The 20182-nt window shown below is 70.9% G+C and carries 22 protein-coding genes and 1 pseudogene; 17 read left to right on the top strand and 6 right to left on the bottom strand.

Annotation, left to right across the window (positions count from 1 at the left end; genetic code table 11):
* Positions 1 to 199: 199 nt before the first annotated feature.
* The 4 genes from J7E97_RS31830 to J7E97_RS31815 all read left to right on the top strand — a co-directional run bounded on the left by J7E97_RS31830 (position 200) and on the right by J7E97_RS31815 (position 4204).
* Positions 200 to 1465, top strand: coding sequence for an NAD(P)-binding domain-containing protein (locus J7E97_RS31830; RefSeq protein WP_215034485.1), 1266 nt, complete (start codon positions 200 to 202; stop codon positions 1463 to 1465).
* Between the two features lie 12 nt (positions 1466 to 1477).
* Positions 1478 to 1831: a hypothetical protein gene (locus J7E97_RS31825; RefSeq protein WP_215034483.1), complete on the top strand. Its 354-nt coding sequence runs from the start codon at positions 1478 to 1480 to the stop codon at positions 1829 to 1831.
* Between the two features lie 5 nt (positions 1832 to 1836).
* Entirely contained in the window at positions 1837 to 3954 is a 2118-nt protein-coding gene (locus J7E97_RS31820; protein ID WP_374224293.1) for a SpoIIE family protein phosphatase, read from the top strand.
* Between the two features lie 70 nt (positions 3955 to 4024).
* The gene (locus J7E97_RS31815) at positions 4025 to 4204 is read left to right on the top strand and encodes a hypothetical protein (protein WP_215034497.1); all 180 of its coding nucleotides are present in this window, start codon (positions 4025 to 4027) and stop codon (positions 4202 to 4204) included.
* A gap of 133 nt (positions 4205 to 4337) precedes the next feature.
* Here the strand turns inward: J7E97_RS31815 and J7E97_RS31810 are convergent, their stop codons facing one another.
* Positions 4338 to 4784, bottom strand: a complete 447-nt coding sequence (locus tag J7E97_RS31810) for a DUF6299 family protein (protein ID WP_215034481.1) — start codon at positions 4782 to 4784, stop codon at positions 4338 to 4340.
* A gap of 192 nt (positions 4785 to 4976) precedes the next feature.
* On the opposite strand from J7E97_RS31810, the gene J7E97_RS31805 reads away from it, so the two are divergent.
* Both J7E97_RS31805 and J7E97_RS31800 read left to right on the top strand, forming a co-directional pair.
* Positions 4977 to 5606, top strand: a complete 630-nt coding sequence (locus J7E97_RS31805) for a DUF4352 domain-containing protein (RefSeq protein ID WP_215034479.1) — start codon at positions 4977 to 4979, stop codon at positions 5604 to 5606.
* Positions 5607 to 5663: 57 nt separating this feature from the next.
* Entirely contained in the window at positions 5664 to 6158 is a 495-nt protein-coding gene (locus J7E97_RS31800) for a DUF5949 family protein (protein WP_215034477.1), read from the top strand.
* Between the two features lie 218 nt (positions 6159 to 6376).
* Here the strand turns inward: J7E97_RS31800 and J7E97_RS31795 are convergent, their stop codons facing one another.
* On the bottom strand, positions 6377 to 7630 hold the full coding sequence (locus J7E97_RS31795) for a cytochrome P450 (protein WP_215034475.1): 1254 nt from the start codon (positions 7628 to 7630) through the stop codon (positions 6377 to 6379).
* Between the two features lie 115 nt (positions 7631 to 7745).
* On the bottom strand, positions 7746 to 8939 hold the full coding sequence (locus J7E97_RS31790) for a low temperature requirement protein A (RefSeq protein ID WP_215034473.1): 1194 nt from the start codon (positions 8937 to 8939) through the stop codon (positions 7746 to 7748).
* A 297-nt stretch (positions 8940 to 9236) separates the two neighbouring features.
* Between J7E97_RS31790 and J7E97_RS31785 the strand changes: the two genes are divergently transcribed.
* From J7E97_RS31785 to J7E97_RS31775, 3 genes are all read left to right on the top strand, one after another.
* Positions 9237 to 9755 (top strand): N-acetyltransferase, encoded by a 519-nt coding sequence (locus J7E97_RS31785; protein ID WP_251055455.1) that lies wholly within the window; start codon positions 9237 to 9239, stop codon positions 9753 to 9755.
* A 334-nt stretch (positions 9756 to 10089) separates the two neighbouring features.
* Positions 10090 to 10731, top strand: coding sequence for a gamma carbonic anhydrase family protein (locus J7E97_RS31780; protein ID WP_215034471.1), 642 nt, complete (start codon positions 10090 to 10092; stop codon positions 10729 to 10731).
* 72 nt (positions 10732 to 10803) lie between these two features.
* Positions 10804 to 11274 (top strand): GNAT family N-acetyltransferase, encoded by a 471-nt coding sequence (locus tag J7E97_RS31775; RefSeq protein ID WP_308346887.1) that lies wholly within the window; start codon positions 10804 to 10806, stop codon positions 11272 to 11274.
* 19 nt (positions 11275 to 11293) lie between these two features.
* On the opposite strand, the gene J7E97_RS31770 is transcribed toward J7E97_RS31775, so the two are convergent.
* The gene (locus tag J7E97_RS31770; RefSeq protein WP_215034495.1) at positions 11294 to 11623 is read right to left on the bottom strand and encodes a hypothetical protein; all 330 of its coding nucleotides are present in this window, start codon (positions 11621 to 11623) and stop codon (positions 11294 to 11296) included.
* Between J7E97_RS31770 and J7E97_RS31765 the strand changes: the two are divergent.
* From J7E97_RS31765 to J7E97_RS31730, 8 genes and pseudogenes are all read left to right on the top strand, one after another.
* Positions 11579 to 12079 (top strand): annotated as a pseudogene (locus J7E97_RS31765) (radical SAM protein); the annotation flags it as partial. The gene J7E97_RS31770 and the pseudogene J7E97_RS31765 overlap by 45 nt on opposite strands.
* A 103-nt stretch (positions 12080 to 12182) precedes the next feature.
* A complete protein-coding gene (locus tag J7E97_RS31760) occupies positions 12183 to 13277 on the top strand; it encodes an MFS transporter (protein ID WP_215034470.1) in 1095 nt (364 codons plus the stop codon).
* 235 nt (positions 13278 to 13512) lie between these two features.
* The gene (locus J7E97_RS31755; protein WP_308346885.1) at positions 13513 to 15849 is read left to right on the top strand and encodes a molybdopterin oxidoreductase family protein; all 2337 of its coding nucleotides are present in this window, start codon (positions 13513 to 13515) and stop codon (positions 15847 to 15849) included.
* 6 nt (positions 15850 to 15855) lie between these two features.
* Positions 15856 to 16455: a 4Fe-4S dicluster domain-containing protein gene (locus tag J7E97_RS31750; protein WP_215034468.1), complete on the top strand. Its 600-nt coding sequence runs from the start codon at positions 15856 to 15858 to the stop codon at positions 16453 to 16455.
* A complete protein-coding gene (locus J7E97_RS31745) occupies positions 16452 to 17123 on the top strand; it encodes a ubiquinol-cytochrome c reductase iron-sulfur subunit (RefSeq protein ID WP_215034466.1) in 672 nt (223 codons plus the stop codon). The genes J7E97_RS31750 and J7E97_RS31745 overlap by 4 nt, the downstream gene beginning before the upstream one ends.
* Complete coding sequence (locus J7E97_RS31740) at positions 17120 to 17488, top strand: DUF6755 family protein (RefSeq protein WP_215034464.1); 369 nt, start codon at positions 17120 to 17122, stop codon at positions 17486 to 17488. Before J7E97_RS31745 ends, J7E97_RS31740 begins: the two co-directional genes overlap by 4 nt.
* 2 nt (positions 17489 to 17490) lie before the next feature.
* Positions 17491 to 18918, top strand: a complete 1428-nt coding sequence (locus J7E97_RS31735) for a NarK family nitrate/nitrite MFS transporter (protein ID WP_215034462.1) — start codon at positions 17491 to 17493, stop codon at positions 18916 to 18918.
* A 37-nt stretch (positions 18919 to 18955) separates the two neighbouring features.
* On the top strand, positions 18956 to 19174 hold the full coding sequence (locus J7E97_RS31730; protein ID WP_215034460.1) for a hypothetical protein: 219 nt from the start codon (positions 18956 to 18958) through the stop codon (positions 19172 to 19174).
* Between the two features lie 13 nt (positions 19175 to 19187).
* Here the strand turns inward: J7E97_RS31730 and mscL are convergent, their stop codons facing one another.
* Entirely contained in the window at positions 19188 to 19709 is a 522-nt protein-coding gene (gene mscL, locus J7E97_RS31725) for a large conductance mechanosensitive channel protein MscL (RefSeq protein WP_215034458.1), read from the bottom strand.
* 105 nt (positions 19710 to 19814) lie between these two features.
* On the bottom strand, positions 19815 to 20182 hold a 368-nt coding region (locus tag J7E97_RS31720), incomplete at its 5' end, for a hypothetical protein (RefSeq protein ID WP_251055454.1).

Here is a 20182-nt window from a genome sequence, read left to right as displayed (position 1 = left end):
GGGTGACGCGGTGACGCGGAGCCGGAGGAGCGGGTGACGGGATGATCCGGTGACCCGGTGACCCGGTGACCCGGTGACCCGGTGACCCGGACAAGGCAAGGGCCGCGGCGGGGTGGCGACGTCGGTGACCTCGGTGTCCTCCGTGACCTCGGTGTGTCGGTGCACGGAGCATGAGACTGGAGTGACAGAGGTGACGCGGATGGACGATCTCGTGGTGATCGGAGCGGGCCCGTACGGGCTGTCGATCGCCGCCCACGCCGCCGGCGCGGGGCTCGGGGTGCGGGTCCTGGGCCGGCCCATGGCCTCCTGGCGGGACCACATGCCCGAGGGCATGTACCTGAAGTCGGAACCGTGGTCCTCCAACCTCTCGGCGCCCGGCGGGCGTTACACACTGGCCGAGTACTGCGAAACCCGCGGGATTCCCGCCGAACACGGAACTCCGCTGCCCATCGGGACGTTCAGCGCGTACGGGCTCTGGTTCGCCCGCCGTGCCACACCCCCGGTGGAGGAGGCGACCGTCACCGAAGTCACCCCGCATGGCGACGGATTCCGCGTCCGCACCGCCGAGGGGCCGCCCCTGCTCGCGCGGACGGTGGCGCTGGCCGTGGGCGTCATGCCCTTCGTCCGGTACCCCGCGGCGCTGCGGGAGCTGCCCCCGGCCCACTACTCGCACAGCACCGGCCACCGCGACCTGACCCGCTTCGCCGGCCGCGAGGTCGCCGTGCTCGGCGCCGGGCAGGCGGCCCTGGAGACCGCCGCCCTGCTCGCGGAGCAGGGGGCCCGGCCCTGCCTGGTGGCCCGCCGCTCCCGGCTGAACTGGAACACCGTGCCGCAGCCCCTGCGGCGCCCCCCGCTGCGCTCCCTGCGCGATCCGCACAGCGGTCTGGGCACCGGCTGGCGCAGCTGGGCCTGGTCGGAGCTGCCCTGGGCGGTGCGCAGGCTGCCCGCGCCCACCCGGGAGCGGATCGCGGCCACCGCGCTGGGCCCGGCCGGAGCCTGGTGGCTGCGGGAGCGCTTCGAGCGGAGGGTCCCCGTCCTGCTCGGGCACCGGCTGCGGCGGGCGGTCCCGGCCGGCGAACGCACCCGGCTCGGGCTGACAACCGCCGACGGGGAGTCCGTCGTCCTGAACACCGCCCATGTGATCGCGGCGACCGGGTTCGCCCCGGACCTGGCCCGGCTGGAGCTGCTCGACGCGGGGCTGCGGGCCGCGCTGGTGACCGTCGGGCAGGGCGGGTCGCCGGAGCTGAGCCCCGGTTTCGAGTCCTCGTGGCCGGGGCTGTTCTTCGCGGGGCTGCTGACGGCTCCCTCATTCGGCCCTTCCATGCGATTCGTGCACGGCGCCGGCTTCACGGCGGGGAAACTGGTGGCAGGAGTCCGCAAGCGCCTGGGCACCCGGGACCCGCTGGCGGGGTCCAGCGGTGCGACCCGGGCCGACCGGGCCCAGGCGTCCGGGCACAGAGCGTGAGAGGGGTCCGCGATGAGCGCTGAGCGAGCACAGGGCCGCGGCTGGGTGAGGATTCCGGCCAGCCGCGGGGAACAGCCCGCCACGACGAGGGCGGCGCCCCCGCACCAGCCTCCGCAGGCCCCGTACGCGCCACCGCAGGCACCGTACGGGCAGTCTTCGTATGCGCGGCCTTCCTACGGGCAGCCTTCCTACGGGCAGCAGGCCGCGTACGGGGGCGGCCAGTACCCGCAAGCCCCGTACGACCCCTCGATGATGATCTACCACTCCCTCGTCACGCGCTGGCGGGAGGCCGGACGCACCCTTCCGGGGCATCCTGACGAAGAGTGGGAGCGGCTCGTTTCCCAGCCGTGCTGGCCCGGCCGTTAGGTGGTGTGAGTCTCGTGGCAGCGGGTGCGGAGCGACGCGACAAGAGACCGGATGCGCAGAGCCCCGGCAGCGCCGGGCCGCTCACCGGCCCCGGTGAGCGGCTCGCGCTCAACGGCATGGGCAGCTTCGAGTGGGACCTCACCGCCGGGACGCTGGTGCTGGACGAGGCCGGGATGACGGTCTTCGACCTGGAGCCGGGGGAGTTCGACGACACCCCCGAGGGCCTGGGGCTGAGGATCCCGGCCGACGACGGCGCGCGGCTCGCGGACACCGTGCTGGCGGTGCTGGAGAGCGGGGAGGAGACGTACGGCCAGTACTTCACGGTGCACCGGCGCGACGGCCGCGACCAGTGGACCCACACCCAGGGCCGGGTGGTGCGCGACGACGACGGCCGGCCCGTGCGGATCCTCGGCATCGTCCGGGACGCCACGGCCGAGCTCGCCCACCTCACGGTGCTGCGCAAGCTGGAGTCGGCGCGCGCCCAGCAGGCCACCATCGTCCAGCGGACCACGGAGGCCCTGTCGCGGGCGGTGACGGTCGACGACGTGACGGCCACCCTGACGGGCGCGGGCGCGCTGGAACGGCTGGGGGCGGACGGCCTGGCGCTGGGTCTGGTCGAGGGCGGCACCATGAAGATCATCGCCTTGAGCGGGGAATCCCTGGAGATCCTCAGCGAGCGGAAGTTCACCCGGCTGGACGGCTCGCTGCCGCTGTCGCAGACGGTGCTCAGCAGGAAGGCACGCTTCGTCACCTCGCTCGCCGAGCTGGCGGCGGAATTCCCGCTGCTGTCCGACTACCTGAGCCGCATCCAGTACGACGCCGCCGCCTACCTGCCGCTCATCGCCCAGGCCAAGGCCATCGGCGGACTGGTGCTCTTCTACCGGCGGCGCACCGAGTTCAGCCCCGAGGAGCGCAACCTGTGCCTCGGCCTGGCCGGCATCGTCGCGCAGTCGCTCCAGCGGGCGCTCCTGTTCGACCAGGAGCGCGAGTTCGCCACGATGCTCCAGGCCGCCATGCTGCCGCGCCGGATCCCCGAGATCACCGGCGGGGAGATCGCCGTGCGCTACCACTCCGCCTGGAGCGGGCGCGAGGTCGGCGGGGACTGGTACGACGTGATCTCGCTGCCCCGCGACCGCGTCGGGATCGTGGTGGGTGACGTACAGGGCCACGACACGCACGCCGCCGCGATCATGGGCCAGCTGCGCATCGCCCTGCGCGCCTACGCGGGCGAGGGCCATCCGCCCTCCACCGTGCTGGTGCGCGCCTCGCGCTTCCTCGCCGAGCTGGACACCGAGCGGTTCGCGACCTGCATGTACGCGCAGGTGGACCTGGAGACCGGAGGGGTACGGGCGGTCCGTGCCGGCCACCTCGGACCGCTCATCCGGCACACCGACGGGCGAACGGGCTGGCCCAACGTGCGCGGCGGCCTGCCGCTCGGGCTGGCCACGGTCTTCGCGCAGGAGGAGTTCCCCGAGACCCGGCTCGACCTGGTCCCCGGCGAGACCCTCGTGCTGTGTACCGACGGCCTCGTGGAGGAGCCCGGGACCGCCATCACCCAGGGCATGGACGCCCTCGCGCACGCGGTCCGCAGCGGCCCCCAGGAGGCCGGTGCGCTCGCCGACCACCTCTCGGACCGGCTGTGGGAGCGCTGGGGCTCCGGCGACGACGTGGCCCTGCTGGTGCTGCGCCGGGCCCCGGACCCGGGCACCCACCGGGCGCCGCGCATCCACCAGTACGTCCACCAGGCGGACCCGGAGGGACTCTCCGAGGCCCGCTACGCCCTGCGGCAGGCACTGCGGGACTGGGGCATGCCGGAGCTCGCCGACGACGTGGAACTGGCGGCGGGAGAGCTGCTGGTCAACGCCCTGCTGCACACCGACGGCGGGGCGGTGCTGACGATGGAGGTGCTGCCGGAGCCGGTCCGGCGCATCAGGCTCTGGGTCAAGGACCGTTCCAGCGTGTGGCCGCGGCGGCGCACGCCGGGGGAGTCGGCGACCACCGGGCGCGGACTGCTGCTGGTGGATGCGCTGGCCACGCACTGGGGGGTGGAATCCCGTGGCGAAGGCAAGGCGGTGTGGTGCGAGTTCGACGCGGCGGGCAGGGCGGCGCGCAGCGCACCGTGATCGGAGGGTCACGTTTCGAGTTGTGGGGTGCGGTGGGCGGGGTGATGATGCGGACCATGGAACGGATTTCGTGGATTTCGCAGTGAGCCGCCTGGGCAGGCGTGCGGTCACGGGCGTCCTGACGCTGCTGCTGCTCGCCGCCGGGGTGCCGAAGGTGGTCGACTGGACGACCGGGCGCCCGCACACGGACCCGGGGTGCCAGACGGTGGCCTTCATGTCGATGACGGGCGTCGCGCCCGAGTGTCGCTGACCACCGGTGTCGCTGACCGGCGGGTGCTGCCTGACCGGGTGCGGCCGTTGGCCCGTGTCGTGCCCGAGCGCGCTGACGCCCGGGTCCGGATAGCGGCGGCTACCGGACGGGGCGTCGCGCGCACTCCGACGGCCTACCGGTGGTCGATCACCGTGACCGGGTGGGCGTCCTCCGCGAGGGTCTCGATCGACCGCGGCAGCAGCCCGCCGCCGAAGTGCACCTCCTGCAGTTGCGCCTCGGCGAGCGCCTCGCCCGCGTGGACGCCGGGGGTGAGCCGGAGCGTGGCGTGCGCCGCCCACTCGTGCTCGGTGCCGTCGCACCGGGCGTCGCCGCCGCCGATGCTGAGGCGGACGCCTTCCTGGACGACGGTCGCCTTGATCTGAACCTCTCCCGCGAGTGACGGGGCGGTGCAGTGGTAGACCCCGAAAAGGTGGATCGTGCCGTCTTCTGCGATGTGGGCTTCTGACGATACGTAAATGTCATTTCCGTAGGGCGCGGCATTCGCCGGGGCGGTGCATACCGCCGTGGCGCCCAGTGCGGCGAGTACGGCCAGGGCCATGCGGGGGCCGGACGCGGCCATCGTTCCTCCTGTGGGACGGGATTGCGGGGGATTGCGGAATTCCGCCGGAACGCATTGTGCTGGCATATGAGGGGCAATGCGTTCCGCCTGCTCGTGTCGGTGTGTGCAATTGCCCGCTCGGGCGCGTGAGACTGGCCGGAATACAGCCCCGAAGTTCCCCGAAGTTCCCGAAGATCCCCGAAGGGATCCCGCATGCGCCAGTCCGCCACCCGCTCCTCCTCGGCCTCCGCACTCGCCGCCGCCGCCCTCCTCCCGCTCCTGCTGCTCGGTGCCACGGCTTGCTCCGGCGCCCCCGAGGGCGACGCGCTCGCCCCCGCCGCGGCGCCCGCCGTACCGGTGGACGACGGCGCGCCGGGCGCCGGGGACGATCCCGTGGGGAAGGACGGCCGGGCGGCGCGCGGGTCCTCGGAGGATGCCCGTGTGGGTGACTCCGTACGGGTCAAGGGCAAGGAGGTCGGCCGCCACCTTCAAGTGGTGCTCAACGCCTACGTCGACCCGGCGGTCAGCGTGGAGAAGAACTTCGCCCCGGCGGCCGGCAAGCGCTGGGTGGCCGCCTCGATGTCCTTCGTCAACGTCGGCGGGGCCTCGTACGGGGCTCTCGGGCGCATGTGGGCGCTCGACGGCGCGGGGCAGCACCACGCGGTGGTGCCCACCGGTGAGCTCACGACCGGCAAACCGCTCGTCTTCGATTCCCTCGCGGTGGGTGAGCGGGCCGAAGGATGGGTGGTGTTCGAAATCCCGGAAAACGCTCGCATTGTGCGGCTCCAGTATCAAGACGCGAACATGCGGGCGAATTCCGGAGGTGGATTCTGGACCGTCTAGCCCGGCCGGGTGAAACGGCGTCAAAGGGGCGGGCCGCCGACCACTAAGGTGCGGCCCATGACTTCTACCCAGGCCGATCTCGACCGCTCCAAGCTCGGCACCCTTTCGGTGCTCGCGTGGATCGGCGACCCCGAAGAGGCCCACGACATCCCCTACCTCCTCGCCTACATCCTCGGCGACGGACCCGACGGGCCCGAGGCGAGCGAGGCGGCCGCCCGCGGGCTCCTGGAGGAGATCGGCCTGCCCATCGGCGACGTGGTGATGGACGGCGTCCGCAACCCCGCCGGCTTCCCGGTACAGATCCTCCTGGAGGGCAACCAGATCGCGCTGACCCTGCCGGGCATGAACGCGAAGTGCATCGCCCCGCCGGAATGGGTCAAGGCGGCGGACGACAGCGGCCAGGCGTACTTCCTCTTCGCGACGCGGGCCTGGCCCGAGGCGGCCCCCGGCCAGCCGGTCTCGGCGGAGACGCTGCAGGCGTTCGCGGGCGACGAGTCGGTGCTCACGGGCAGCGCCCACGCCGTCCTCGCCGTGCGCCGCCTGCAGCGCTAGCCGACGCCGGCGCTGGTCGCTGCCTGGGCTGCCTCTGCCTGGGCTGGCCTCCGCCCGTGCTGGCCTCCGCCCGCGCTGGCCTCCGCCCGCGCTGGTCGCCGTCGGAGCTCCGGTGGTCGGACCCGCTTCGGCCCCCGCTCCGCCCCCCGCTTCCCCCCCACTCCGGCCGCCGGGCTCCCAGCCTGCCCGGTGGCCGGTCCGCCCGCCCGTCCCCGCCCTCAGGGCCGTTCGAAGGCGAAGCGCAGCGAGCGGACCCGGTTGTCGAAGCTGGAGCCGGCGAGATCGGGCAGGCCGACCGCGCGGAGCGCGACCGGGCGGGTCAGCAGCTCGCGGAAGAGGGCCTTCATCTCCACCCGGGCGAGGTGCGCGCCCAAGCAGAAGTGCGGGCCGCCGCCGCCGAACCCGAGGTGGGGGTTGGGGGAGCGGGTGATGTCGAAGGCGTCCGGGTCGGGGAAGACGGCCTCGTCGCGGTTGGCGGAGGCGTAGTACAGCACCACCTTCTCGCCGGGGAGGAACAGCCGTCCGCCCAGCGCGTGTTCGGCGACGACCGTCCGGCGGAACTGGATGATCGGCGTCGAGTGGCGGATCATCTCGTCGACCGCGCCGTCCGCGTGCTCCTCGAAGTCCCTTAGGAGCAGCTCGCGTTGGTCGGGGTGATCGGTCAGCAGGCTCAGCCCGTGCGTGATGGCGTTGCGCGTGGTCTCCACCCCGGCCACCATCAGCAGCGAGAAGAACGCCCCGAGCTGGCGGGCGCCGAGGGCCTGTCCGTCCACGTTGGCGGTGACCAGCGCCGAAATCAGGTCGTCCGTCGGGTTCTTGCGCCGGTCCCGGCCGATCCCCGCCACCATCCGCTGCATGCGGGCCAGCGCCCGCAGCCCGCGGCCGGGCATCCGCAGCCGCGACGCGAGGCCCCGCTCCACGCCGATGTTCTCGGAGGCGTGGTTGACGCGGTGGGCGATCTCGGCGCGGTAGCGCTCCGGGATGCCCATCATGTTGCAGATGACCTCCAGCGGCAGCCGCGAGGCGACCGCCGAGACGAACTCCTGGGGCTGCCCGGCCAGTACGTCGTCCACGATGCGGGCCGCCACCGCGTGGACGTCCTCCTCCGCCGCCGCCAGCAGCCGGGGCGTGAAGGCCCGCTGCACGATCTTGCGCAGCTGCGCGTGGTCCGCGCCGTCCAGATTGACCATCGAGTCCCCGAAGAGGGCCCGCACCCACCGGGCCGGCTCGGGTGTCGTCACCCCGGGCGCGCTCGCGAACACCTTGGGGAGCCGGCTCGCCTCCTGCACGTCCGCGTGCCGTACGAGGGCCCAGTGCCCGGTCCCCTCGGGGACGAACACGGGGGAGTCGAGGGCGCGCAGCCGGGCGAAGGCGGCCAGGCGGTGGGCGGGCGGCGCCTTCCAGAAGGCCGGATCGGCCAGTTCCCGGCCGGGGTCGCCGCCCGTACCGTGCCGTGGGGTGGGGAGTGTCATGGCCTGCCTCCAGTGGTGACGCGTCGTCCTGAGCTGGAGAACGGTGGCGGTGGCGCGGGAGTGACGGTCCGGCGCGGCGCCGTCCCCCCGGTCCCGGCCCCTCCCGGCCGCAGCGCTAGTACGGGGAGACGCCCTCCGGCGGGCCGACCGGTGCGGCGGGGCGGCCGCGTACGGCCAGGGCCATGCCGACCACGACGGTCGCCGTCGCGACCAGGCCCGCGTACAGGACGGCGTACGGGCCCGCCCAGGTGCAGGCGAGCACCGCGAGGGCGGAGAGCGGCAGGGTCAGCTGCTGGGCGACGCCCCGCTTGAAGTGGCGGGAGTGCAGCAGCCAGACCGTGAGCAGGAAGAGCGCGGTCGGGACGGTCACGGCGGCGTTCGCGGCGACCTGGGAGACGTGGGCCTTGCCGACCGCGTGCTCGACGGCGACCTCGATGCCCGCACCGATCGCCGCGCCCGAGCCGAAGATCAGCACGTGCCCGTAGCCCCACGGGATCGCCTCCCGGTTGGAGGTCAGGTGCTCGTGCATCGGCACCGCGAAGTAGATCCACCAGGCGGCGAAGACGATCAGCAGCCCGCCGGCGGCGATGGGCAGCAGTTCGCCGAGCGCCTCGTGCTCGTCGAGCGCCGACCTCACGGCCACCGTGCTCGCCGCGATCGTCTCGCCCAGCACGATGATCGTGAACAGTCCGTACCGCTCAACGATGTGGTGGGCGTGCCACGGAGTCTGGTGACCGTGCTCGGCCACCACCGGTACCAGCAGCTCGGCGGCGGCCACGATCAGGAACAGCCAGCGCCTGATGCCGTCCGGTGCGAACAGCAGCGCCACCCAGCCGGCCTGGCAGACGACCAGCCCGGCCGCGTACTTCAGGGCCGCCGTGCGGGCCGTGCCGGTCTCGCCCGAGGCGGCCCGGAGCCACTGGGCGGTGAGTGCGACGCGCATGATCAGGTAGCCGATGACGGCCACCGTCCAGTCGTTCTGGTCGAACGCCCGGCTCACGCCCGCCGCGTAGACGAGCACACCGGCGATCTGGACGAGCGTGGCGATCCGGTACGGCACGTCGTCGCAGTCGTAGGCGGAGGCGAACCACGTGAAGTTCATCCACGCCCACCACACGCCGAAGAAGACGAAGGCGTAGCCGATCACGCCGGTGCCGGGATGGCCCTCGGCCAGGGCGTGGACGAGGCGGGCGCCCGCCTGCGCGATCGCGACGACGAAGCACAGGTCGAAGAACAGCTCCAGGGGGGTCGCGGCCCGGTGGTCCTCGTCCCGGCTGCGGGCGGTCATGGGTACGTAAACCAGAGCCATGCCGTCCAGGACAGCAGCCCCAGGGGGTTCAACAGGCGAGGCGCGCGGCCCTCGACACCCGTGTGCCCCGGGCGGGCTCGTACCGGCTCAGCACCGGCCGGGCCGGCGGGGGGTGGTCGGCCGGCGGCTCAAAAGGGCAAGTTATTGAGAATCGAGACAGTTGTGACCTTTCTGGTTGGGCTGTCGGGGATGCATGATGCGCGTCCTTCAGCAGCCGAGGGGCGTATGTCATTGGCCCAGGGGGCGTGGCCAGCCAGAGCACGGTTGGGAAACGGCGTTGCGTCCCGTGGGGTCGGCATGGATGCTGGCTGGCCGGAGGCGGTGAAGATGATGAACGTTGTGTTGAAGCTGTCGGCACGCGATCTGGTACCTGCGGACCTGGCGTCCTGCGGGTGGTCAGGGTCTGAACAGCACTTGGTCAGCGTCGCGGAGCAGTTGGAGCGTGCCCGGCTTGGAGAGGTCGACTACCTTGCGGTTTGCCCTGCGACGGACATTCCCGTGGCGAAGGGTGGTGTCGACTACCGAGTCAAGGAGGGTGTCGGCACTCTGTGGCAGCTTGCAGTCCATCCCGCGTTGCAGTCATGCGGGATCGGCACGTTCCTTGTGGAAGCCGCAGAGCGGCGTATCAGAAACCGCGGTCTGTGGCAGGCCGAGCTCGGTGTGGAGGAAAATAACCCGCGGGCTCGAGCACTCTACGAACGACTGGGCTACGTCGCATTCGACCGTCAGCTGGACTCGTGGGACGAGCAAGCCCCAGATGGGTCGTTGCGCCGCTACGAAACGATGTGCACGTTGATGCGCAAGGACCTCTCGTAGGTTCGGCCACCTCCGGCGACGAGTGGCCGGGTTCAGTGCACCACGCCTGCTGCTGACGCTCGAGCCGCAGCTCATGGATATTCGATTGCGCGTGGGTGCCGAGGAGTCAAGAGTCGCCACATGCGTGATGCGAATCTGCTGACGGCGTCGTCACTCTGTCCCCTCTGCACGTGGACGACACTGGCGCGCACCTGTGACAGCGGCCAGCGAGCGTTCCCCACGGACGGCCAGCGAGGCGGTAACGGTCTGTAGCAGGCAGGAGAAGCCGGTTGCTTTGTCTCGCGCTTCGGAATGTCCTCCCCGGACGCGATCGGGGCACGGCATCATCACCGACATGTTGATCGAACATGAGGGCGTATCGCCTACCGTCCACCCGTCGGCCTACGTCGCCCCCACCGCGACCCTGTGCGGGGACGTGCGGGTCGGGCCCGGCTGCCGGGTGCTCTTCGGCGCGGTGCTGACCGCCGAGGGCGGGCCGGTTGAGCTGGGCGCCAACAGCATCGTGATGGAGAACGCGGTCCTGCGCGGCACTCGGCGCGACCCGCTGCGCCTGGGGCGCCAGGTCCTGGTAGGACCCCAGTCCTACCTGACCGGCTGCACGGTGGAGGACGAGGTGTTCCTGGCCACCGGCTCGCGGGTCTTCAACGGCGCCCGCATCGGCATGCGCGCCGAGGTTCGCATCAACGCAGTCGTGCACCTGCGCACCGTCCTGTCGGCTGACGCGATGGTGCCGATCGGCTGGGTCGCAGTCGGCGACCCAGCCCGAATCCTGCCGCCCGACCAGCACGAGGCGATCTGGGCGGTTCAGAAGGGCCTGGACTTCCCCGGCTACGTCTTCGGCCTGGACCGCCCCGCCGACGGTCAGAGCCTGATGCCGGCCTTGACTGAACGCTTCGGCCGCGCACTGGGCCGTCACCGCGACGACCGCGCTGTGGAGGAAACCTCAGCGGCAAACGGTGAAGCTTCGCCGTCGTAGGGGGACGGGTGGCAAGAAGCGTCACGCATCGTGACACCTGGTGGCCAGATAACTCCCCCGTGTTGGCCGCCAGTGGGGAGATCCAACTGTCCGCTAACACACCTGGCGGGCGAGGACGAACTGCTGGTGCGCTGGCTGAACGGGGGGCCGGGAACCCGGGCAGGCACTGAGGCGTACTTCCGGCAGTGCATGGAGCAGTGGGTTACCGGCGGGCCGTTGCGTGCCTTCGGAGTACGCGTCGGTACCCAGGCCGCTCTGGCCGGCACGATCGACCTTCGATTCGAGATGCTGGGTCTCGCCTCCGGGCAGGTCAACATCGCCTACGGGCTCTACCCGGCCTGGCGCGGCCGGGGTTTGGCCACACACGCGGTCAACCTCGTGTGCCAGTACGCGACAGCCCAAGGAGCAACTCAAGCAGTGATCCAAGTGGATCCGGAGAACCCTGCGTCGGCAGCGGTCGCCCACCGGTGGGGCTTCACCTACGCCACGCAACTTCCGGATGCGGACGGAACTCGATTCGACTGGTACATCCGCGATATCTGAGCCCGTCGTCAGAGGCGGGTCACTTCGTGGGCGTCCCCTTCTCAGCCGTGATGGTGCCCAAGAGCTGGGTGAGGGGGATGAAGGCGTCGGTGGTTCCGAGCTCCCTGGGTGTGGGTCCGGCCGGGGTGGGGATGTCTGCGAGACGCTGGGTGAGGGCGGTGACGGCGTCGCGGTCGCCTTCGAGGGCTTCGCGTTCGTCGTCGGTAAGGTCGACTTGTTCGAGCATCTTGTTGATGCCGTCCTTGACCGCGAGGAGCTGCCCCTTCGTGGACTCCTTAGGGACGTAAAAGGGGCAGCGGGCGCAGGCGAGCCGCTGCTCCAGCCCGTCTTCGCGGGCGAGCTGCTGCACCGGATGAAGAACGACCTCGGGCTGCACACCGCCCTGGACACCTCGGGCTTCCTCGGGTCCCGAGCCACCGACGCGCTCCTGCGCGATGTGGACCTGGTCCTGCTGGACATCAAGTCCTGGGACCGGGAAACGTACGGACACGTGACCGGTCGCCCGCTGGAGCCGACCCTGGACTTCGCCCACCGCCTCGCCGACCTCGGCAAGGAGGTGCACCTGCGCTTCGTGCTGGTGCCGGGGCTGACCGACGCCCGGGAGAACGTCGAGGGCGTCGCCGCCTTCGCGGGCGCCCTCGGCAACGTCTCGCGGGTCGACGTACTGCCCTTCCACAAGCTGGGAGAGAGCAAGTGGGAGGCGCTGGACATGAAGTTCACCCTCCACGACACGCCGTCGCCGACCGCCGCACAGGTCGCGGAGGCGAAGGCGGTCTTCGCCGCGCGGGGACTGAACGCGGTCTGAGCCGCCGTGCGACGGCCGGGGCCGTCGAGACCATCACCCGGACGGCGCACCAAGAATATGGGCGAAACGGGCCAAATCTATACGGACCACCTAGCGTGGTGCTGTGTCCGAGCCCTCAGATGTCATCGAAGCCGCGCCGCCCCCACCGGCGCCCGAGACCCCACCGCCGGCCGGGCGGTCCGTCACCGCACGGGCCACCCTGGCCGGCATCGTCGTCTCGCTCCTGCTCGTCATCGCCATCGTGCTCGGCAGCCGCCTGCTGCGCGACTTCGACTCCGCCCTGCTGCCGTACGCCGTCGCCACCGTCTTCCTGGCCTTCGGCGTGGCCTACCGGTACACGGTGTGGGTCTCGGCACCCGGAGCACGCCGGCTCTTCAAGAAGGGCTTCGGCAGCTTCTTCTCGGCAGCCAACTTCCGCAAGGCACCCACCGCCCTGCCGAAGATGATCGCGACCTACCTCGGCTTCCAGACCTTCCTCGGCGCCCGCTCCCGCCCCCGCTGGATCGCCCACCAGCTCATGTTCTGGGGCTGCCTCCTCGCCGCGGCGATCACCTTCCCGCTGACCTGGGGCTGGTTCACCTTCACCGGGGACAGCGCGACCGGGCCCGGGTACGAGATGCGGATCTGGGGCATCAAGGTCCTCGGCTTCGACTCCCTCAACATCCTGGGCTGGCTGATGTTCCACGGGCTGGACATCGCCGCCGTCCTCGTCATCCCCGGAGCCTCGTACTTCCTGTGGCGGCGGATGAAGGACCGCGGCGCCATGACCGGCCAGCGCTTCGCCTACGACCTGCTGCCGCTGATCTGCCTGATCGTGATCTCCGTGACCGGTCTGCTGCTGACCTTCTCGTCGATCTTCCTGCACGGCGGCGGATACGAGTTCCTGGCCATCCTGCACATGGTGTCGGTGGTGTTCACGCTCATCTACATCCCCTTCGGGAAGTTCTTCCACATCGTCCAGCGCCCGGCCGCCGTCGGCATGCAGCTCTTCAAGTACACGGCCCGCCAGGACGAGCAGGTCTTCCTCTGCAAGCGCTGCGAGGAGCCCATCGACACCGTGCCCTACGTGGAGAACCTGCGCGGCACGATGAAGGACCTGAAGCTCGACTTCGACGCCTTCGTTGAATACTGCCCGCGCTGCAAAAGGTTGCTGCGCGGCAGCGTCTACCTGGCCCATGTCAAGAAGGGCTTCAATTGAAACCTCCCGCTCCCGGAGGAGGGGATTCCTGGCTCACGTCGCCTGGGCGGACCAGCGGCCCGCCAGGTCTTCCACGATCAGCGCCAGCCGGGTTGAGACCAGCCCGGAGAACGGCAATGCAAAGGGTGATGCGCGTGCTTGGTTCTCGCTACGCACCGCCCGCAAATCAGGCTACTCGCTTCTGTCGTGGCGCAAGCCCGATTCACGAAGACGGCGCAATTCTCCGGAGGCTCAAGTGACCGCGACCGACCCGGGCAGGGCCGCGGCCCGGCCCGCACCCGTGCCCGTCTCCATCGACCCGTCCATCGCCCCGCCCGGCACCCGCAACTTCCGCGATGCCGGAGGCATCCCCGCCGACCAGTGGCACGCCGACCAGAACGGCGAGACGCTCATCCCCACCCACTGCTGCTTCTGCGGCGTGCAGTGCGGGATGTACCTGCGCGTCGACAAGGGCGGCAAGGTCTTCGGCGTGGAGCCCCGCAACCACGACATCAACCGGATGCGGCTGTGCCCCAAGGGGATCAACGCGTACCAGCAGGTCAACCACCCCGACCGGCTGACCGCACCGCTGATGCGGCGCACGCGCGACGAGGAGTTCAAGGAGTGCTCCTGGGACGAGGCGCTGGACTTCACCGTCTCCGAGATCCGGCGCATCCAAGACGCCTACGGGAACGACGCCTTCGGACTGCTCGGCGGTGCCAGCCTGTTCTCCGAGAAGACCTACCTGGTCGGCAAGTTCGCCCGGGTCGCCCTCAAGACCAAGCACGTCGACTACAACGGCCGGTTGTGCATGGTCAGCGCCGCCGGGGCCAACAAGCTCGCCTTCGGCATCGACCGGGCCGGCAACCCCTTCTCCGACATCCTCCTCACGGACTGCCTGCTCATCGCCGGGTCGAACGTGGGGGAGTGCTTCCCCGTGATGACCCAGTACCTGTGGGGCGCCCGGGACCGCGGCGCCTCGCTGATCGTGATCGACCCGCGCGAGACGGCCATCGCCCGCACCGCCGACATCCACGTCGCGATCAAGCCCGGCACCGACTCGGCCTTCTTCAACGCCGTGCTGAACGTGGTCATCGCCGAGGGCCTCACCGACGAGGCCTACATCGCCGCGCACACCACCGGCTGGGAAGACGTCAAGAAGACCGTCGCCGAGTACCCGCCGTCCCGCTCGGCGGAGATCTGCGGGGTGCCGGCATCCCAGATCGTCCAGGTGGCGCGCGTCTTCGCCGGCGCGGACAAGGCCATGGCCTGGCACGCCCGGGGCATCGAGCACCACTCCCAGGGCGTCGAGAACTGCCTGTCCGTCATCAACCTGTGCGTGGCCACCGGCCACATCGGCAAGCCCGGCGCCGGTTACGGCACCATCACCGGCCAGGGCAACGGCCAGGGCGGCCGCGAACACGGCCAGAAGTCCGACCTCCTTCCCGGCGGCCGCTCCATCAGCAACCCGGAGCACCGCAAGCAGATCTGCCGGATCTGGGGCATCGAGGAATCCGAACTCCCCGGCGCCGGCACCTCCATGATGGAGATGGTCTGGCAGATGCAGCGCAGGGAGATCCGCGGCCTCATCGGCATCTGTAACAACCCCTTCGTCTCCCTGCCCAACTACAAGGTGGTCAAGGACGGCTACGACACCGCCGAGTTCCACGCCCAGTTCGACTTCTTCCTCTCCGAGACCGCCGCCAACGCGCACGTGGTCTTCCCCGTCACCACCTGGGCCGAGGACGAGGGCGTGATGGCCAACGCCGAGGCCCGCGTGGTCAAGCACAACAAGGCTCAGGAGCCCCCCGCCGGAGTGCGCACCGACACCTGGGTCATGTGCGAACTGGCCCGCCGCCTCGGCGCCGGACAGCACTTCGACTTCCCCGGCTCCCGCGAGGTGTTCGAGGAACTGCGCGTCGCCTCCGCCGGGACGGTCAACGACTACTACGGCATCACCTACGACCGCCTCGACGAGACCGGCGGGATCGCCTGGCCCTGCCCGACCACCGAGCACCCGGGCACGCCCCGGCTGTTCGAGGACGGCCGGACCTACCACCCCGACGGCAAGATCCACATGCAGGTCGTGGAATGGCATCCGCCCATGGACGCCTACACCGAGGAGTACCCCCTCTCCCTCACCACCGGCCGCACCGTCGCGCACTTCCTCTCCGGCAACCAGACCCGCCGCCTGGGCGCCCTCGTCGAGCAGACCCCCCGGCCCTGGGTGGAGGTCCACCCCTCGCACGGCTTCCGCAACGGCGACCCGGTACGGGTGGTCACCCGCCGCGGCAGCGAGGTCTTCCCGGCCCTGGTCACCGAGGCCATCCGCCCCGACACCGTCTTCATCCCGTACCACTGGCCCGTCCCGACGGCCGCGAACGCCCTGACCATCGACGCCCTGGACCCCCGCTCGAAGATCCCCGAGTACAAGGTCTGCGCGGCCCGCATCGAGGCCGCCGAGCGGGTCGACGAGGTCCCGGCGCCGCCCACGGCCCCCGGCCGCGAGGCCTATCCGGAAGCCCAGGTGTCCCGCACCGACCCCCTGCCCCCCACGTCCCCGCAGGGCCGTGGCACGGCGGAGAGGAGCTGACCCGCCATGATGGGCCGCACGATCTTCATCGACCCGGGTCGCTGCATCGGCTGCCAGGCCTGCGTATCGGCCTGCCGCGAGTGCGATTCGCACCGCGGCAAATCGATGATCCACCTGGACTACACCGAACCCGGCACGTCCGTCGCCTCCCTTCCGAGCGTCTGCATGCACTGCGAGGACCCGGTCGCCCCCTGCGCCGAGGTCTGTCCCGCCGACGCGATCCTGGTGACCGCCGACGGGGTGGTCCAGCAGGCCGACACCACCCGCTGCATCGGCTGCTCCAACTGCGTCAACGCCTGCCCCTTCGGAATCCCGAAGATCGACCTCCAGGCGAAGCTGCAGATGAAGTGCAACCTCTGCTACGACCGCACCGCCTACGGCCTCGCCCCCATGTGCGCGACCGTCTGCCCGACGGGCGCCCTCTTCTACGGAACCCTCGAAGAGCTCCAGGCGGAGCGCCCCGGCGTACAGGTCGCCGACTCCTTCGTCTTCGGCGACGTGGTCGTCCAGACCGGCGTCGCCATGGTCGTCCCCGCCGACAAGGTCCAGTGGCCCGTCCCCGGCGGCCTGCCCGTCGTCGAGATCAACGGAGTGGATGTCAGTTGAGCGTCACCGAACAGCCTCCTCCGCAGCCGGGGCCGGGTGTGGACGGCGGTGCGGGTGCCGATGTCGCCGTCGAGCAGCTGCGCGACCGGATCAGCGCCGACTCCCTCACCACCCGGCGCGACTACCTGCGGATCGTCGCCACCGTGTCCGGTGGCCTGGCCATCGGTGGTGTCGGCGTCGCCGCCGGCATCCTGCACCGGCACGGAGACAGCGAATCCCTGCCCGAGCCCAAGAAGGTCACCGACCGGCTCGGACCCGGCCAGTCCGTGGCCTTCCGCTTCCCCGGCGAGGACGACCGGGCCCTGGCCGTGCGGCTCGCGGACGGCTCCCTCGTGGGCTACTCCGCCGTCTGCACCCACCTGGCCTGCGGCGTGCTGTGGCGCGAGGACCGGGGCGCCGAGGGGGAGCTGTACTGCCCTTGCCACGAGGGTGTGTTCGACGCCCGTACCGGCGAGGTGACGGCGGGTCCGCCGCCGCGCCCGCTGCCCAGGATCTTCCTGACCGAGCAGGCCGACGGCAGCGTCTGGGCCGTCGCTTCGGCCCGGTCGGGAGAGCAGGCCAAGGACGCGCTCTGCCGGCAGTTCGGCGACGACCACCCCGACGAGGCCGCCAGTGTGGGCTGCCCCGGTGCGGGCCGCCCCGCAGCCCCTGAACGGAGGCCCACATGAGTGAGGCGCCGCTGCCTCCCCGCCCCGAGTTCCACCCGGGCAGCGCCGAGCCCCGGCTCAACCGGCCGGTGCGCGATCGGTATCCCCAGATCCGGTCCACGAGCGGGTACGGGGACCCCCGGATCCGGCACACCGGCCCCGGCCCCGGAGCCGGCACCGAGCAGGAGCCCGAGCGCTCCTCGAAGCTCAACGCGCGGCTGGCCCTGGCCCTCACGGTCGTGATCGGCCAGCTCTGGGCGCTCACCGTGACCGTCAACGAGTGGATGAAGGGAAACACCGGCACGGCCTGGTGGGGAGCGGGATTCCTGATCCTCTCCTTCTGCGCCGTGATCGGACTGTGGCTCCTCGACCCGAAGGACCGATGACCATGTCGATACCCACGCCGACTCCGTCGGTGACCCGCAGCCACCGCGCGGAGAGCTACAAGCCCGGGGCCACCATCGCCGACTGGCGGCCCGAGGAGGAGAGCTTCTGGCGGGCCACCGGCCACCGGGTCGCCCAGCGCAACCTCTGGGTCTCGATCCCGGCCCTGATGCTCGGCTTCGTGGTCTGGCAGGTCTGGTCGGTGACCGTGGTCAAGCTGAACGACGTCGGCTTCGCCTTCTCGAAGTCGCAGCTGTTCTGGCTGACCGCCATCCCCGGTGTGACCGGTGGCACCTTCCGGATCCTCTACACCTTCATCGGGCCGATGTTCGGCGAGCGGAAGTTCACCGCGTTCAGCACGATCATCCTGGTCGTGCCGATGCTGTGGCTGGGCTTCGCGCTCCAGGACAGCGGCACTCCCTACTGGGAGCTGGCCCTGATCGCGGCCGTCTGCGGCATCGGCGGCGCGAACTTCGCCTCCTCGATGGCGAACATCGGCTTCTTCTTCCCCAAGCGGGAGAAGGGCAGCGCCAACGGCCTCAACGGAGGTCTCGGCAACCTCGGCGTGAGCGTGGTCCAGCTGGTCGCTCCGCTGGTGGTCACCGCCGCCGTCCTGGGCGCCCCGGCGGGCGGTCCCCAGCACGACGGGAAGAAGAACACCGACATCTGGCTGCAGAACGGCGCTTTCCTCTGGGTGCCGCTGCTGGTCATCATGGCGCTGGCCGCCTGGTTCCTGATGAACGACCTCAAGGTGGCCGCGGCCCCCTTCAGCCAGCAGAAGATCATCTTCAAGCGCAAGCACAACTGGCTGATGACCTGGCTCTACGTCGGCACCTTCGGGTCCTTCATCGGCTTCGCCGCGGGCCTGCCGCTGCTGATCAAGAACAACTTCGAGGTGCAGGACTACCAGGCCACGACCTACGCCTGGATCGGCCCGTTCATCGGGGCCCTCACGCGCTGGGGCGGCGGCTGGCTCTCGGACAAGATCGGCGGGGCCAAGGTCACCATTCTGTCCTTCGTCGGCATGGCGGTGGCCCTGGTCGTGGTGATCTTCGCGCTGCCGGCCGGCGGCCAGGAGGGCGACTTCTGGCCCTTCTACACCGGCTTCCTGCTGGCCTTCGCCTTCTCCGGCCTGGGCAACGGCTCGACCTTCCGGCAGATCCCGGTGATCTTCCGCGACCTGCACATGAAGCAGGCCGAGGGCAAGGGATCCGAGGCGCGGGCCGCGGCGCTGAAGCAGTCGGAGATGGAGTCGGGGGCCGTCACCGGCTTCTCCTCGGCCATCGCCGCCTACGGCTTCTTCTTCATCCCCGCGATGTTCGCCGCCATGGCCGTCACCAACGCGCTGTGGCTCTTCATCGGCTTCTATGCCACTTGTCTGGCGGTGTGCTGGTGGTTCTACGCCCGCAAGGGCGCCGAGGCTCCCAGCTGAGCGGGGCCGGTGGCGGGGGCGGCCGTACCCTGGAGGCATGAGCGACGCCCCCGCCACCGACCCGCAGGCCCAGGACCCGGAGCCCGCGAAGCCGGCTCCCCAGTCCAAGCCCAAGCCGCGGCTGGTCTTCGACGACCCGCTGGACCAGCAGTCCTCGGACGACACCGACCGCGGCTGGGGCGAACGGCCGCCCGCCGGCGGAAGCGCGGCCGACCTGGCCCGCTTCCTCGACGAGAAGCCGCCGCACCACGTCTGAGCCGGTGGACCGGCTAGAACCCGGACCCGGAAGGGCCGGGATTCACGCCGGTGCCACCGCCCGCGCCGCGCTGGGCGATCAGCTCGTCGCGGATCTCCTTGAGGACCACCAGCTCGGTGATCTCCATGGTCTCCTGGACGCCTTCCTTCGCCCTGCGGCGCTGCTCCACCTTGGCCAGGTACTTGGCCATCGGCAGGACCATCAGGAAGTAGACGACCGCGGCGGTGATCAGGAAGGTCAGAGCGGCGTTGAGCACCGAACCCCACAGGAGCTCCACGCCCGTCGGCTTGCCGTCCGCGCCGATCCCACAGGGATCTTTGATGCAGCTCTTGTAGGCATCCAGACTCTGCGTGCCGGCGAGGCCGATCACCGGGCTGATCAGGCCCTTCACGACCGAGTTCACGATGTTCGTGAACGCGGCACCGATCACCACGGCGACCGCGAGGTCGACCACGTTGCCGCGCATCAGGAAGGCCTTGAAGCCCGCCAGGACGCTCTCCTTCTTCTGCTTGCTCACTACTGAGCCTTTCTTCATATCTGCCGAACATGGAGCCAACGGGTCCGAAAGCTACGGCAGTCCGGGCCACGCGTGTCCAATCGCCCTCGGTCCTGAGGTCACTTGCCTGCGCATCTGTGTGAATCAGCACAACGTCACCGCCAGCCGGGATACGGTGCCCGCCCCCACGAGAGCCCGCGCGGTCTCCCGGGGCACGGACAGGACCACCAGCGCCCCACCGTCCCCGACGCCCTTCTCGGGATCCGGCACTTCGGCGACCCGGGCCCCCGCGGCCACCACCCGGGGCGCCCCCGTGCGCTCCGCCGCCACCACGTCCACGCGGTCGCCGGGCCGCAGCAGGCGCACGGTCCCGGCGTCAGCGATGCGGACCGGAGCCGACACCATCCGCGCCACCGCCGGGAGCGCCGCTCCCCGGGAGACCCGCACCTCGGGCGGCGGTGCGGAGCCACGCGAGGCCTGCGCCTCGGTCCCGCCCACCGCCAGGGCCGCCG

The organism is Streptomyces sp. ISL-66 (assembly GCF_018614135.1).
GTDB lineage: Bacteria > Actinomycetota > Actinomycetes > Streptomycetales > Streptomycetaceae > Streptomyces.
This window is presented reverse-complemented; position numbering and strand designations above follow the sequence as displayed.